Below are 14,266 nucleotides of genomic sequence, written 5' to 3' on the forward strand. Positions count from 1 at the left end.
CGCCGGCTGCTCGGCCGCGGGGTCGGTCACGCGATGCCGATCAGGGTGAACTCGATCTCGGGGACGCCGCGCCCGCTGCGGTGGTCGAACACCGCGGCGCCCCACTGGGTGAACTCGGGCGTCTTGTCGCGGTAGCCGCGGTTGCCGCGCAGGGTCACCCGGCGGCTGTCGCGCACGCTCACCCCGTACGGGTGCGGGCCGAGGACGGTGGCCACGCGGAAGAGGACCGAGTTGGCCAGCAGGATGTCCCGGCCGCGCTCGATCTCGACCGCCTGCGAGCGCCAGCCGTAGATGTGGTCCTCCGTCTGCAGCCCGAGGAACCGCCATCCCGACACCCCGCGCAGCACCACCTCGCGGGTCTCGTGGTGCTCGACGGAGATCTCGTACAGGCGGGCGGGGACGTCGGTGTCCTCGACGAGCAGGCCGTTCTCGGCCCAGCCGTTCATGCTCCACACGTTGGCGAACGTGCCGCCGCCGCCGCTCACCCAGATGCCGTACTTGTGCGCGCCCCTGTAGGTGTAGCCGGGGTCGCCCGACGGGGCGTCGGCCGGATGCCACTTGACGAACTGGGTGGTGACGTCCGCCAGGTAGGAGTCCGCGCCGGAGCGCCAGAGGAGGTTGACCGCGCCGGCCGTCTGCCGGGCGGTGTCCAGGCCGAGGCCCGTGACGACGTTCCGGCCGCCGCGCGGGGTGGACACCAGCGCTCGCGGCGCGGCGGGGTCGGTGAAGTTCGGGTGGCCGTCGGCGGCGAGCAGCCAGGTCTGCCGGGGGTGCAGGCCGATCAGGCTGGACGTACGCCGCAGCTTGAGCGTGCCGGACAGCACGTACCGGCCGATCGGGACGAACACCGTGTCGTGCCGGTCCACGGCCGCCTGGAAGACGGCCAGGTCGTCCTCGCCCGCGCCGATGGTGCGGCCCATCCCGGCCGCGACGTCGGCGACGCTCACCCACGTCCGGACCGGTGGCGGCGGCGGGGTGTCGGGGCGCAGGTTCGCCCGGACCCTGGCCACGGGGGCGCCCGCCGTGAGGTCGGCGTGCACGCCCTCGCGTCTGGTCTCCCTGCCGCTCAGCGCGCGTTCGACCCGCAGCCCGTACGTCAGCTCGCGGACCAGCGCCGACGGCCGCCCGGCGGCGGTGCGCGCGCCGCTGCCGGCCAGCAGGAGCAGGTCCCCGGTGGCCGAGGTGGTGCAGTTGAGCAGGGTCAGCTGGTTGCTGCGGCGGATCCGGTCGTCGTCCGCGCCGGGGATCGACGCGCTGTCGTTGAGCACCACGGCGACGTCGCCGACGTCCTGGAAGTGGGAGTCCTGGACGTAGAGATGCTGCCACTGGCCGGGCGCCGACTCGAACGCCCGCGGGGTGCGCGCGACGATCGCCCTGACGACGACGAGCTTGGCGTCGTTGTTCAGCAGCACCGCGGCCCGGCGCTGGCCCTCGAACCGGCAGTCGAGCAGCGTCGTCTGCCAGCCGGCCGAGGCGGCGAAGGCGTTCAGGCCGACCTCGCCGCCGCGCACCCGTACCCGGTGGATCAGGTTGGCGTTGTGGTCGATGCCCGCACGGCCCTGACCGGCGTCGATGTCGAGGTCCTGGAGCAGGCAGAGCTGCGCGCCGCCGAACCGCACGGCGATCGCGTCCGGGTTGCCCGGCTCGATGGTGATGTCCAGGTTCACCAGCGCGGAGCCGAAGGTGTCGTTGTTCGCGTACGTGACGGGGCCGCCGACCGGGCGCCGGCGGAAGGCGAACACGTCGCGCGGCGTGCCGGATGCGTAGCCGGGGGAGTTCGCCCCGAGGACGAAGCGGGGCCGCTTGCGGCCGAAGCCGATCACGCGGACGGAGTCGTGCACGTTCACGGGGGCCGACAGCCGGTACGTGCCCTCGGGGACGAGCACCACGCCGCCGCCGTCGCCGGGCGGGAAGTCGCGGGCGCCGCCGAGGATGTCGCCGAGCCCGTTCGCGATCCCGCGCCGCGACGCCTCGTCCACGGCCGCCTGCAGCGCCGCCGTGGCGTCCCCCGCGCCGTCGGCCGGGGCCTCGAAGCCCGGCCCGCCGAGCACGACGGCGTACGGGTCGGGCGGGAGCGCGGTGAGGACCGAGGTGAACGCCGTCGGGTCCAGGTGGTCGGCGGGCGTGACCGGCGTGGCCGACGTGACGGTTGCGGCGGATGCGGCCGTTCCCGGCAGCAGCGGTAAGGCGGCCGTGCCGGCGGCGAGCGTGACGAAGGCGCGACGAGAGTACATGGCTGGTTCACCCCTTGCGGCCCGGCCCGCTGCTCAGATGTGCCGCGGCCGGGTGAGAACGAAGACGATCAGGACGCGGGAGGCCGGGGCCCGCCACCGGTCACGGCGGCGAGCGTGGAGCCCTCGATGAGGTCGCAGGGCAGCAGCTCCTGGGGGGTGCCGCCGCTCTCGATCACCCCGGTCAGCAGCTCGACGGCCCTGCGGCCCATCTCGCGCCGGGGGATGCGGAATCCGGTGAAGTCGATGTCGGAGCGGACCGGCCGGGTGGCCGAGCCGAGCGTGACCACGGACAGGTCTGCCGGGATGGAGATCCGGTGCCGGGCCGCCGCCACGAACGCGACGGCGTCCGCCTGCTCCTCGAAGAACGCGACCGTGGCCCCGGTCCCGAGCACCGCGTCCACGCCGGGCGCGCCGCCCTGAACGCCGGGCGGGCCCACGCCAGGTGTGCCGGGTGGCGGGTCCGCGCCCGGGGTGGCGTTCACCATGACGCCCTCGACGCCGAGGGTCGTCACCGCGTCCAGGAAGCCGCGGTGGCGGTCGACCCAGGACTCCGCGCCCGCTCCGGCCCCGACGTAGACGAGCCTGCGGTGCCCGAGCGCCACCGCGCGCCGGACCAGGGCGCCGGCGGCGGAGGCGTAGTCGGCGCCCACGTACGGCACCGGCCCGCCCGCGTCGTCGCGGCGGCCCACCGACACGAACGGGATCTGGTCGGTGATGAGCCGGGCCAGGTCGTCACGGTCGACCGTGTGGCCGAGCAGCACGCACCCGTCGGCCAGCCGCACCCGGCTGTCCTGGTCGAAGATCCGCCGCCGCCCGCCCGAGGCCCGAGCGCTGGTGAACAGCAGCAGGTCGCAGCCGGCCTCCTCGGTGCACTCCTCGATGCCGACCAGGAACGGATGGTAGAAGTCGGCACTGGTGGCCGGGAAGACCGCCTCGTAGGTGAAGACGCCGAGGATGCGGTTGCGGCCCTCGGCCAGCCGGCGCGCGGCCGGGTCGGCGATGTAGCCGGTCTCCTTGATCACCCGGATCACGCGCTCCCTGGTCTCGGGAGAGATGCGCACAGCACCTTCCGCGCGGTTGTTGAGCACCAGCGACACGGTCGTCTGGCTCACTCCCGCCATGCGGGCGATGTCCTGCTGCGTGAGACGTCTCGCCACGGCTCCCTCTCCTCGATCAAGGGCGACAGCACGGAGTCTGCGACCTCACCGGCCGTGGCGTCAAGAGTGAAACCCCAGTAATAATCCGCATTACCATGATCACTTCATGGCGACCGCGTCACGGCGCGGAGGTGGCGGCGGGATGGAGGCGGGCGGCGTCGTGGCTGGGCGGGACGCCGTACTGACGCCGGTATTCGCGGCTGAACTGGGAGGGGCTGTCGTAGCCGACGCGGTGCGCGACGGCGGTGACGTCGTGGGCGCGGGTGGCGAGCAGCAGCCGGGCCCGCTGGAGGCGGATCTGCTTCTGGAACTGGATCGGGCTCAGCGCGGTGACGGTCTGGAAGTGCCGGTAGAACGCCGACGGGCTCATGCCGGTCAGCCGGGCCAGCTCCTCGACGCGGAACGGCTCGGCGTAGTGGTCCTGGATCCACCGGACGGCCCTGGAGACGTGGCTGAGACTGCTGTCGGCCAGACCGAGCTGGCGTACGGCGTCGCCCTGCTCCCCGGTGATCAGCCGCCAGAGGATCTCGCGCTTGACCAGCGGCGCCAGCACCTCCCGGTCGCGCGGGTGGTCCAGCAGGTGCACCAGGCGGATCAGCGCGTCGAGCAGTTCGGCCGTCATGCCGGCCACGGCGATGCCCGGCAGCGCCCCCGCCCGAGGGTGGGGCAGGTCGCGGGCGCCCGCGTGCAGGAGCAGGTCGGCGATGGCCCGCGGCTCCAGGACCAGCGCCAGCCCCAGCGCCGGGTGCTCCGGGGTCACGTCCACGAAGGAGCCGGTCACGGGCAGGTCCACGGAGGCCACCAGGTAGCTGCCAGGACGGTATTCGAGGGCGCGGTCGCCCACCATGAGCCGTTTGGCGCCCTGGGCGAGGACCGCCAGCACCGTGCCGGACATCGAGGGCGACGGCGGGCCCGCACGATCGGCCCGCGCGATGTGCAGGCCGTCGATGTCGGTGGCCTCGTCGGGCCGGAGGTGCCGGGCCAGCGCCGCGCGGAGCTCGTCGAATCCCATGCTCGGATTCCATCACACCTTTGAGGTGGAGGATCAGGCAAGAAGCGAGGAGGTTCGTTCTACCCTCTGGCCAGCTCAAGCGGTGGAATGGAGTCAGCCGGCTGGGGGGCGAGCATCACCCGGCTGGAGGAACGTACATCCGCAAAGGAGCATCGCCGTGAAGATCGGATACGGGTTCAACGCCGCCATGACCGCCAGGCCCGGCATGGGGGAGCGGCTGGCCGAGCTGTTGCTGACCGGCCTGGACGAGGGCAACCCCGCCGCGAGCGAGCACTGCCTGGTCTACCTCGTCAGCCGGTCGGCCTCCGACCCCGACGTCGTCCACGTCACCGAGGGCTGGACCAGCGAGGAGGAGCACCACCGGCTCTTCGCCGGCCAGGCCGCCCAGGACCTCGTCGCGCGGGTCCAGGAACTGGTCGCCGCGCAGTCCCCGTACACGGACTACGTGCCGGTCGGCGGCAAGGCCGCCTTCTGACGCCGCCCCCGGCGCAGAGCCCCGCCCCACCTCAGACCTGAGCACTTCCCCGCTTTCCCCCGCAGAAAGGAACCCTCATGTCCCGACCCGCTCTCGACCCCGAGCTGAACTCCCTGCTCGCCGGCATGCCGCTGGTCCAGGAGATCACCCCGCAGATCCTCACCGAGCTGCGCCGCATGACCTCGGTGCCGGTCGAACCGCTGCTGGCCGGCCGGGCCGTCGACCGGCGCGAGGTCACCGTCCCCGGCTCCGGCGGCGCGCCGATCCCGATGACGATCCTCACCCCCACGGCCGCCGCCGGCACCGACCCCGGCGACCGTCCTGAAGCGGAGCCCGGAAATCGAGCCGGAGCGCCGTGCGTCTACTGGATCCACGGCGGCGGAATGATCATGGGCGACCGGTTCTCGCAGCTCGACATCCCCCTCGAATGGCTCGACCGGCTCGGCGCCGTCGTGGTCACCGTCGGCTACCGGCTCGCCCCGGAGACCGGCGGCACCACCCCCGTCGAGGACTGTTACCACGGCCTGCTGTGGCTGGCCGAGCACGCCGCCGACCTCGGCATCGACCCCGACCGGATCGTCGTCGCGGGCACCAGCGCCGGCGGCGGCCTGGCCGCGGGCGTCACGCTCATGGCCCGCGACCGCGGCGCGCCGGCGCTCGCGGCCCAGGTGCTGATCTGCCCCATGCTCGACCACCGCAACACCACCGCCTCCAGCCGCCAGTACGCCGGCGAGCCCGGCGTGTGGACCCGCGAGAGCAACGCGTTCGCCTGGAAGGCCCTGCTCGGGGACCTGCCCGACGACCAGGTGCCCGCCTACGCCTCACCCGCCAGGGCCGACGACCTGTCCGGCCTGCCCACCACGTACGTCGACGCCGGCTCGGCCGAGGTCTTCCGTGACGAGGACGTGGCGTACGCCACCCGCATCTGGGCCGCGGGCGGCCAGGCCGAGCTGCACGTCTGGGCGGGCGGTTTCCACGGCTTCGACGCCCTCTTCCCCGAGGCCGGCCTGTCCACCGCCGCCCGCCGCACCCGTACCGACTGGCTCACCCGCACGCTCACCCGCCCCGAGCACGCCCGCACCTGAGGACCGCCGGACAGCTGAGGGCCGCCCGGGGAAGCCCGCGCCCCAGCCCCCGGTCACACGGGCAGCGGTCGGCGCACGCCCTCCGTCGACTCCCGTGCGACCAGCCGGTACGGCGCCAGATGCACCTCGAACGGCAGCGGCCCCGCCGACCCGATGCGATCGGCCAGGCACCTGACCGCCAGCGAGGCGATGGCGGCCTTGTCGGGGATCACCGTGGTCAGCGACGGCGTGCTGTAGAGCGCCTCCTGCGACCCGTCGATGCCCGCCACCGCCACCTCCCCAGGGCAGTCCACGCCCGCCTCGTACAGGGCCCGCTGCGCCCCGATCGCCAGCAGGTCGCTGAAGCAGAAGACCGCGTCGGGGCGGACCCCGGCCGGCAGGGAGAGCAGGTCGCGCATGGCGAGCAGGCCGTCGGGGCGGTCGAACCGCCTGATCGCGGGCGCGAGGCGCGGATCGTACGTGAGCCCGGCCTGGTGCAGGGCCTGGTGGAAGCCTTCCAGGCGCTGCCGGGCGGAGGCGGACGGCGTGATCGTCACCCCGATGGCGGCGATCCTGGTCCGGCCCAGCCCGGCCAGGTGCGCGGTCACGTCACGCGCCGCCGCGACGTTGTCGATCATGACGTGGTCGGCGGTGATCCGGTCGCGCTCGTAGCCGCGCTCGCCGAGCAGCACGAGGGGGATCTCGTGGGTGACGGGGGCCAGCTCGTCGAGCGAGACGTGCAGCGGGGAGAGGATCACGCCGTCGAGCAGGTCGGCCCCGACGCCGGTGGCCAGGCGCAACTCCTCCTTCGCGTCGCCCATCGTCTCCTCGATGAGCACGGTGAGGCCGAGCCGGGCGGCCTCCGCGCGGACGTGCTGGGCCAGCTCCGCGAAGTAGGGCGTCGTCAGGTTGGGGACGGCGAGCGCGATCAGCCCGCTGCGACCGGTACGGAGCCGGCGCGCCGACGGGTTGGGCCGGTAGCCGAGCTCGTGCACGGCACGGGTCACCCGGTCCCGCGTCGCCGCCGACACCTTCGGTACCCCGCGTACAACGTTGGAAACGGTTTTGATCGACACGCCCGCGCGATCCGCCACGTCCTTCAGCGTCACTGCCGCCACTGCCCGGCCCTCACCCTCTGTCTGCCTGCATTATGCCCGGCCGGACAGGGGGTTCGTGGGTTTCTGGGCAGGCCGGAGGGCCTGGCGCTACGAAGGCGCGGCGGCCCAGGCGGCGCCGTCTCATTTTCCCACCGAAGGGTTGACCCGCGGTGAAAGCGGCTGTTACAACGTTGGAACAGCTGATGAGGAGGCGGCCCGGCACATACCTGCGGACGGGTCCGCGTGCCCGCGGGAGCGGGTGCGGGGCCGGGGTCCGCGTCACAGCCCGACCGGTCGCGCTCCGTTCCCCCTGCCCCCACGAGAGGGTCCGCATGTCTCCGCTTGGCTCGAACCTCCCGCTGCGCACGGCCGTGGCCGGCACGGGAGGGATCGCCCGCGCCAGCCACCTGCCCGCCCTCGCGAAGCTGGCCGCCCAGGGCGAGGTCGAGGTCGTCGCCGTGGCGGACATCGACGAGGCGGCGGCGCGCGCCGTGGCCGCCGAGCACGGCATCCCCGGCGCCTTCACCGACCTCGACGCGATGCTCGCCGATGTACGCCCCGACCTGGTGGTGCTGGCCACGCCGCCCGCCGTGCACCGGGAGCAGTCCGTGGCCGCGCTGCGGGCCGGCGCCTGGGTGTGGTGCGAGAAGCCGCCGTGCCCGTCGCTGGCCGACTTCGACGCCATCAGCGCGGCGGAGCCGGGCGGCGACGCGGAGCCGTACGCGTCCATCGTCTTCCAGCACCGCTTCGGCTCCGGCGCGCACCACGTGCGCCGGCTGCTGCGGTCGCAGGCGTTCGGCCGGTCGCTGGTCGCCCACTGCCAGACCACGTGGTACCGCGATCGCGCCTACTACGCCGTGCCGTGGCGCGGGCGCTGGGCCACCGAGGGCGGCGGCCCAGCCATGGGGCACGGCATCCACCAGATGGACCTGCTGCTCGACCTGCTCGGCCCGTGGGCCGAGGTGCGCGGCATGGCGGCCAGGCTCGTGCACGACGTGGAGACCGAGGACGTCTCCACCGCGCAGGTCCGCTTCGCCGGCGGCGCCCTGGCCACGGTGGTCAACAGCGTGCTGAGCCCCGACGAGGTCAGCCGCATCCGCATCGACTGCGAGCTGGCCACGATCGAGCTGACCCACCTGTACGGCTACCGCAACGCGAACTGGCGCATCACCCCCGCCCCCGGCGTACCCGAGGAGACCGTTGCCGCCTGGCAGGACTTCGGGGCCGACGAGCCGAGCTCGCACCTGGCCCAGCTGCGCGCCCTCGTCGCCGACATCAGGGCCGGGCGGCGCCACCCGACCAGCGGCGCGGGCGGCCGTCAGACGCTGGAGTTCATCACCGCCCTGTACAAGTCGGCGTTCACCGACGCTCCCGTCCTGGCCGGCGAGATCGGCCCCGGCGACCCCTACTACACCGCATTGCACGGCGGCGCCCCCGGGTGGGCGCCGGCCGCTCCGCGCGAGGAAGAGGAACACGCATGACCCTGGCACTGACCCACGCCCACGGCGACCGGATCACGGTGGCGTACGAGGCGACGGGGACGGAGCTGTTCGCCTACGTCTACCGGCCCGAGGCCGCGTGGGAGGCGCCCAAGCCGTACCTGCATCCGATCAGGACGCTGTCGGGCGGGCTCGTCACCGACTACCGCCCCAACGACCACCGCTGGCACAAGGGCCTGCAGCTGACGGCCTCCCACCTGTCCGGCCAGAACCTGTGGGGCGGCAACACCTACGTGCACGGTGAGGGCTACCTGCGGCTGCCCGAGCGGGTCGGCTCGATGGCCCACGTGGCGTTCGAGGACGTGCACGCCCATGTTGACAGCGCTGTCATACGGGAGCGGCTCACCTGGCACCCGTACGGGGGCGAGCTGTGGGCCGAGGAGGAGCGCCGCATCGAGGCCCGCGTCGACCAGGAGAGCGGCAGCTGGTCGCTGACCTGGACGTCGGCGGTGACCAACCGGCGGGCCGAGCCGCTGCGCTTCGGCAGCCCCACCACCCATGGCCGCCCGGCGGCCGGCTACACCGGGCTGTTCTGGCGCGGGCCGCGCGCCTTCCGCGGCGGCCGGGTGTTCACCGCCGAGGCGGACGGCGGCGACCTGATGGGCAGCCAGGCGCCCTGGCTGGCGTACGTGGGCGAGCACGACGGACGCGACGGGCACGCCACGGTCGTCTTCGAGCACGCCCCGTCCAACGACCACACGGGCGAGCAGGGCACGCACCCGGCGCACTGGTTCGTGCGCAGCGACCCGTTCGCCGCCGTCGCGCCCTCGTGGGCGTTCCACGAGGAGCTGGTCCTCGAACCCGGCGACACGCTCGCCCGCGCCTACCGCGTCGTCGTCGCCGACGGCGCGTGGGACCGCGACCAGGTCGCCGCGCACCTCGCGGGGCACGCCTGGTGAGCGCGGCCTACGACGGGTTCCCCGGGGCGGTCGGCGTGTCCAGGCTGCGCGTCTACGACTGGCCCGCCGTGGACGGCCGGGCCGGCGGCGGCACGCCGCACCTCCACCTCACCTGCAGCGAGGGGTACGTGGTGACGGCCGGCAGGGGAGCCGTGCAGACCCTGACCACCTCCGGCTACCGGGAGACGCCATTGGAGCCGGGCGTCGTGGCCTGGTTCACGCCCGGCACCATCCATCGCCTGATCAACGAGGGCGGCCTGGAGATCGTCGTCGTCATGCAGAACAGCGGCCTGCCCGAGGCGGGGGACGCGGTGCTCACCCTGCCGCAGGACCTGCTCGCGGACCCGGAGACGTACGCAGCCGCCGTCCGCATCCCCGCCGCGCGCGGGCGCTTCGGCATGTGCGGCCGCCTGGACGTCTACCCGGGCATCTGAGAGCGCCGCCCGTGTCCCCCCTTCACGATCCGACCAGGAGAGGCCCCATGCCCGAGCCACCCGGCTGCCTGCGCCCGCCCCCCAGCCGCCGCGCCGTCCTGGCCGCGCTCGGCACCGCGTTCGCGTCCACGCTCACCGGCTGCTCCACGGAGGGCGCAGGAGCGTCGTCGTCCCGGGGCGTGACCCTCACCTTCAGCTGGTGGGGCAACGACGACCGGGCCGCGCGCACCCAGGAGGCCGTCCGCCTCTTCGAACGCGAGCACCCCGGCATCACCGTCCGCACCTCGAACGGCGAGTTCGGGGCGTACGTGCAGAAATTGGCCACCCAGGCGGCCGGCGGCGGCATCCCGGACGTGGCCCAGGTCGACTACCGGCAGATCACCCAGTACGCCGACGGCGGCGCGCTCCTGCGGCTCGACTCCTTCGTCGGTGACGGGACCATCCGCACCTCCGAGATCGACCGCGGCTTCCTGCGCACCGGGACCTTCCAGGGCAGGCAGTACGCCGTCCCGCAGGGCCGCGGCATCACCGGCTACGCCTACGACTCCGCCCTCTACCAGAAGGCCGGCGTCTCCGCGCCGCGGCCGAGCTGGACCTGGGAGGACTTCGAGCAGGCCAACAAGGCCATCGCCGCCCTCGGGCTGAAGGGCCCCGACGGGAGGCCGGTCACGGGCGCCAACGACGGCGGCGGCAACGAGGACATCTTCGAGACCTGGCTGCGCAGCCGGGGCGGGCAGCTCTACGCCGACCAGAGCCGGCTCGGGTTCACCGAGGACGACCTCACCGAGTTCTGGACCTACTTCGACCGGATGCGCAGGGAGGGCGCGGTCGCGTCGGCGGCGGACACCGCGCAGGCCGGCAGCACCGAGACCAGCCCCATGGGCCGCGGGCTGACGGCCGCCGACTTCACCTGGGACGCGCCCTTCCCCGGCTACACGACGCTGCTCGGCGACCAGATCCACTTCATGCCGGTGCCGACGACCGGCGGGCGCGCGGGCTCGTACTTCAAGCCCAGCATGCTCCTCGCCATCGGCGCGCACACCGCGCACCCCAAGGAGGCGGCCCAGCTGATCGACTTCCTGATCAACGACCCACGGGCGGGCGACATCCAGGGATTCACCCGATCGACCCCGCCGAACCGGCTGATCGCCGCCAACGTGGCCAAGACCCTCGAAGGCCCTGAGGTGGAGATCTACCAGTACGCGCAGAAGATGGAGCAGTACGGCCTGGACGCGCCGCCCACCGCGCCGCCCAGCGGCGACGTCGCCATCCAGACCGCCTTCACCCGCGTGTACCAGCGGGTCATGTTCGAGCTGGCCACCCCCAGGCAGGCGGCGCGCGAGCTCATCGACGAGGCCAACCGGGAGCTGAGGTAATGAGCACCTTGTCGACCAGCGCGCCCGCGCGCGCCCCACGGGGTACGGTGACGGAGGGCCGCCGCCGGGTGCGCGAGAAGCAGTGGCCCGCCTACGTGTTCCTGTCGCCCTGGATGCTCGGCGCGGGCGTGCTGACCCTGCTGCCGATGGCCGTGTCGCTGTACCTGTCGTTCACGGACTACAACCTGTTCGACCCGCCGCAGTGGGTGGGCCTGCGCAACTACGCCGAGATGCTGGCCGGGGACCCCCGCTACTGGCGCTCGGTCGGCACGACCATGCTGTACGTCGTCGTGGCCGTCCCGCTGAAGCTGGCCCTCGCGCTGGGCGCGGCGATGCTGCTGAAGAACCTCAGCAGCAGGGGCCGCGGCTTCTACCGTTCGGCGTTCTACGCGCCCTCCCTGCTCGGGGCGAGCATGTCGATCGCCCTGGTGTGGCGGGCGCTGTTCAACGACGGCGGCTCGGTGCCCGACGTCCTGGGCTCGATCGGCATCGACACCGGCGGCTGGGTCGGCAACCCGAACCTGGCGGTGTTCGCGGTCGTCCTGCTCGCGGTGTGGCAGTTCGGGGCGCCGATGGTGATCTTCCTGGCGGGCTTGCAGCAGATCTCACCCGACCTGTACGAGGCCGCCTCCCTCGACGGCGCCGGCGCCTGGCGCAAGTTCGTCTCCGTCACCGTGCCGATGTTGTCGCCGGTCGTCTTCTTCAACCTGGTGCTGGAGATCATCCAGTCGTTCCAGGTCTTCACCCCCGCCTTCGCCATCAGCGGCGGCAAGGGCGGCCCGGCCGACTCCACCATGTTCTACACGCTCTACCTGTACGAGCGCGGCTTCACCGCCTCGCACATGGGGTACGCGGCGGCGATGGCCTGGCTGCTGCTGATCGCCATCGGCGTGGTCACCGTGATCCTGTTCCGCACGTCGCGGTCCTGGGTCTTCTACGCCGACGAGGAGGGACGATGAACGCCGCTACGTTCGGGGTGGCCAGGAGGAAGTGGCTGCCGCACGCCATCGCGGTCGTCAGCCTGCTGATCCTGCTGTATCCGCTGGTCTGGCTGCTGGCCACGTCGCTGAAGCCGGCCGACGAGGTGGTGACCAGCCTCGACCTGTGGCCCAGCCACCTGGAGTGGTCGAACTACACGACCGCCCTGGAAGGGGTGTCCGGCGTCTCGATCACCCGGCTGTTCGGCAACACGCTGCTGATCGCGGGCGGCGCCGTCATCGGGAACGTGCTCTCCTGCTCGCTGGCCGCCTACGCCTTCGCCCGGCTGCGTTTCCGGATGCGGAAGGTGATGTTCGCCTTCATGGTGGCCACGCTGATGCTGCCGCACCACGTGGTGCTGATCCCGCAGTACATCATCTTCAACCGGCTCGGCCTGGTGGACACGTACTGGCCGCTGATCCTGCCGAAGTTCCTGGCCACCGAGGCGTTCTTCGTCTTCCTCATCGTGCAGTTCATGCGCGGGCTGCCGCGTGAGCTGGAGGAGTCGGCCCGGATCGACGGTTGCGGGCCGTTCCGTACGTACTGGTCGATCACGCTGCCGCTGAGCCGGCCGGCGCTGATCACGACGGCGATCTTCACGTTCCTCTGGGCCTGGAACGACTTCCTGACCCAGATGATCTACCTGTTCGCGCCGGAGAAGTTCACCGTCACCCTGGCCCTGCGCAGCTTCGTCGACCAGTCCAGCACCTCGGCGTACGGGCCCATGTTCGCCATGTCGGTGATCTCCGTGCTGCCGATCGTGCTGTTCTTCTTCGTGTTCCAGCGCTACCTGGTGCAGGGCATGGCCACCTCCGGGCTGAAGGGCTGAGCCGGCGTGCCGCGCCTGCCCTCCGCGCCCCGCCGTGAGCCGGGGGAGCTGTTCGGCCCCGGCTTCACGCTCTTCGCGGACATGCTGCTCGTCGGCCTGCTGACCGCCGTCGCCAGCCTCCCGGTCGTCACGCTTCCGGCCGCGTTCGCCGCCGCCTCGGCCTCGCTCCGGCGGTCCGCCGAGGGCGGGCACGTCACGGCCGGCGCGTACTTCGGCCACCTGCGCGCCCGCCTGTCCGCGCGCGGCCTGGCCGCCGGGCTCGCGCTGCCGGTGGTCGTCGTGGTCCTGCTGGTGGACGCCGCTCTCGTACGTGCCGGGCTGCCGGGGGCGGGCGTGATGGCGTCCGCCCTGGCCCTGCTCGCCCTGGGCGGCGCGGTCGTCGGGCTGCGCGCCACCGCGCTCGCGGAGCCGTACGCGCTCTCGGCGCGCGAGGCGCTGCGCCGCACGGCCGTCGACCCGCGCGGCACCCTCCTGCTGGCCTGCGCCGTGCTGCTGGCCGCGCTGCTCGCCTGGTCGATCCCCATGCTCATCCCGCTGCTGCCGGGGCCGCTGGCCTTCGCCGCCACGGCGGTGGACCTGCGCTCCTCCCCACCATCCCGGAGCTGACCCCTTCCCGCCGTCCTCCGGCTCGGCTTCGACAACAAGACGAGCTCGCTCAAGTTCGTCCGGCCGTGAGCCCGGCCCCGGCGGTGCGGTGAGGGACGGCGGCGGCGACAGGCCCGCGCCGCCGGTGGGACCAGGACCCCTGGCGCAGGCTGGGATCACCTGTCATGATCTTGACGAATCGCAACCCAGCGGAGAACGGGGTCGTTTATGAAGAGAACGTCGGTGCGCCGGGCGGGTGTCGTGGCGCTGGCATTGACCAGCCTGATGACGGTGGGCGCCACCGCGCAGGCCGACGCCCGGCTGGCCAGTTCGTGCGGGCTCAGCTTCTGCCTGTACGAGCACGACGACTACGCCGGCGCCGAGCAGGAGTTCCTCTTCACCAGCAACAACACCTGCGCCAACGTGACCACGCTGAACAACAAGGCCAGCTCCATGCGCAACCCGTCGGCCGGCCGGATCCAGTTCTACAACAACGCCAACTGCTCGGGCTCCTACGGCTACGCGGCCGCGCCGGGATCGTCCGACAGCGACCTGACGAACAACGGCTTCGACAACAAGACGAGCTCCGTCAAGCGGGTCAGCCCGTAACGTCCGGGGTCACAGGGT

Annotated in this window: 13 protein-coding genes and 1 pseudogene; 10 read left to right on the top strand and 4 right to left on the bottom strand. The window is 72.8% G+C overall.

Annotated elements, in window-relative coordinates; all coding sequences use genetic code 11:
- Positions 1-26 precede the first annotated feature (26 nt).
- The 3 genes from OIE67_RS04160 to OIE67_RS04170 all read right to left on the bottom strand — a co-directional run bounded on the left by OIE67_RS04160 (position 27) and on the right by OIE67_RS04170 (position 4,403).
- On the bottom strand, positions 27-2,234 hold the full coding sequence (locus OIE67_RS04160) for a glycosyl hydrolase family 28-related protein (protein ID WP_326636807.1): 2,208 nt from the start codon (positions 2,232-2,234) through the stop codon (positions 27-29).
- A 68-nt stretch (positions 2,235-2,302) separates the two neighbouring features.
- Complete coding sequence (locus tag OIE67_RS04165) at positions 2,303-3,391, bottom strand: LacI family DNA-binding transcriptional regulator (protein WP_326636808.1); 1,089 nt, start codon at positions 3,389-3,391, stop codon at positions 2,303-2,305.
- Positions 3,392-3,509: 118 nt separating this feature from the next.
- Positions 3,510-4,403 (bottom strand): AraC family transcriptional regulator, encoded by an 894-nt coding sequence (locus OIE67_RS04170; RefSeq protein WP_326636810.1) that lies wholly within the window; start codon positions 4,401-4,403, stop codon positions 3,510-3,512.
- Positions 4,404-4,560: 157 nt separating this feature from the next.
- Here OIE67_RS04170 and OIE67_RS04175 point away from each other — a divergent pair, with 157 nt between their 5' ends.
- Complete coding sequence (locus OIE67_RS04175; RefSeq protein ID WP_106238874.1) at positions 4,561-4,878, top strand: putative quinol monooxygenase; 318 nt, start codon at positions 4,561-4,563, stop codon at positions 4,876-4,878.
- A 77-nt stretch (positions 4,879-4,955) separates the two neighbouring features.
- Positions 4,956-5,963 (top strand): alpha/beta hydrolase, encoded by a 1,008-nt coding sequence (locus OIE67_RS04180; protein WP_326636814.1) that lies wholly within the window; start codon positions 4,956-4,958, stop codon positions 5,961-5,963.
- 53 nt (positions 5,964-6,016) lie between these two features.
- On the opposite strand, the gene OIE67_RS04185 is transcribed toward OIE67_RS04180, so the two are convergent.
- Complete coding sequence (locus OIE67_RS04185) at positions 6,017-7,036, bottom strand: LacI family DNA-binding transcriptional regulator (protein ID WP_326636816.1); 1,020 nt, start codon at positions 7,034-7,036, stop codon at positions 6,017-6,019.
- A 335-nt stretch (positions 7,037-7,371) separates the two neighbouring features.
- Here OIE67_RS04185 and OIE67_RS04190 point away from each other — a divergent pair, with 335 nt between their 5' ends.
- From OIE67_RS04190 to OIE67_RS04225, 8 genes and pseudogenes are all read left to right on the top strand, one after another.
- Positions 7,372-8,520: a Gfo/Idh/MocA family protein gene (locus OIE67_RS04190; protein ID WP_326636817.1), complete on the top strand. Its 1,149-nt coding sequence runs from the start codon at positions 7,372-7,374 to the stop codon at positions 8,518-8,520.
- Complete coding sequence (locus OIE67_RS04195) at positions 8,517-9,437, top strand: DUF6807 domain-containing protein (protein ID WP_326636820.1); 921 nt, start codon at positions 8,517-8,519, stop codon at positions 9,435-9,437. Before OIE67_RS04190 ends, OIE67_RS04195 begins: the two co-directional genes overlap by 4 nt.
- Positions 9,431-9,820: pseudogene (locus OIE67_RS04200) on the top strand (cupin domain-containing protein); the annotation flags it as partial. The gene OIE67_RS04195 and the pseudogene OIE67_RS04200, both read left to right, overlap by 7 nt.
- A gap of 98 nt (positions 9,821-9,918) precedes the next feature.
- Positions 9,919-11,247, top strand: a complete 1,329-nt coding sequence (locus tag OIE67_RS04205; protein ID WP_326636822.1) for an ABC transporter substrate-binding protein — start codon at positions 9,919-9,921, stop codon at positions 11,245-11,247.
- Positions 11,247-12,206, top strand: a complete 960-nt coding sequence (locus OIE67_RS04210; RefSeq protein ID WP_106238859.1) for a carbohydrate ABC transporter permease — start codon at positions 11,247-11,249, stop codon at positions 12,204-12,206. The genes OIE67_RS04205 and OIE67_RS04210 overlap by 1 nt, the downstream gene beginning before the upstream one ends.
- Positions 12,203-13,054, top strand: a complete 852-nt coding sequence (locus tag OIE67_RS04215) for a carbohydrate ABC transporter permease (protein WP_181307368.1) — start codon at positions 12,203-12,205, stop codon at positions 13,052-13,054. Before OIE67_RS04210 ends, OIE67_RS04215 begins: the two co-directional genes overlap by 4 nt.
- 6 nt (positions 13,055-13,060) lie before the next feature.
- Positions 13,061-13,660, top strand: a complete 600-nt coding sequence (locus tag OIE67_RS04220) for a hypothetical protein (RefSeq protein WP_326636827.1) — start codon at positions 13,061-13,063, stop codon at positions 13,658-13,660.
- 207 nt (positions 13,661-13,867) lie between these two features.
- Positions 13,868-14,248 (top strand): peptidase inhibitor family I36 protein, encoded by a 381-nt coding sequence (locus OIE67_RS04225; protein WP_326636829.1) that lies wholly within the window; start codon positions 13,868-13,870, stop codon positions 14,246-14,248.
- The last annotated feature ends 18 nt before the right edge of the window (positions 14,249-14,266 follow it).

It is taken from the genome of Nonomuraea fuscirosea (genome assembly GCF_035917475.1).
In the GTDB taxonomy this organism is placed as follows: Bacteria; Actinomycetota; Actinomycetes; order Streptosporangiales; family Streptosporangiaceae; genus Nonomuraea; species Nonomuraea fuscirosea.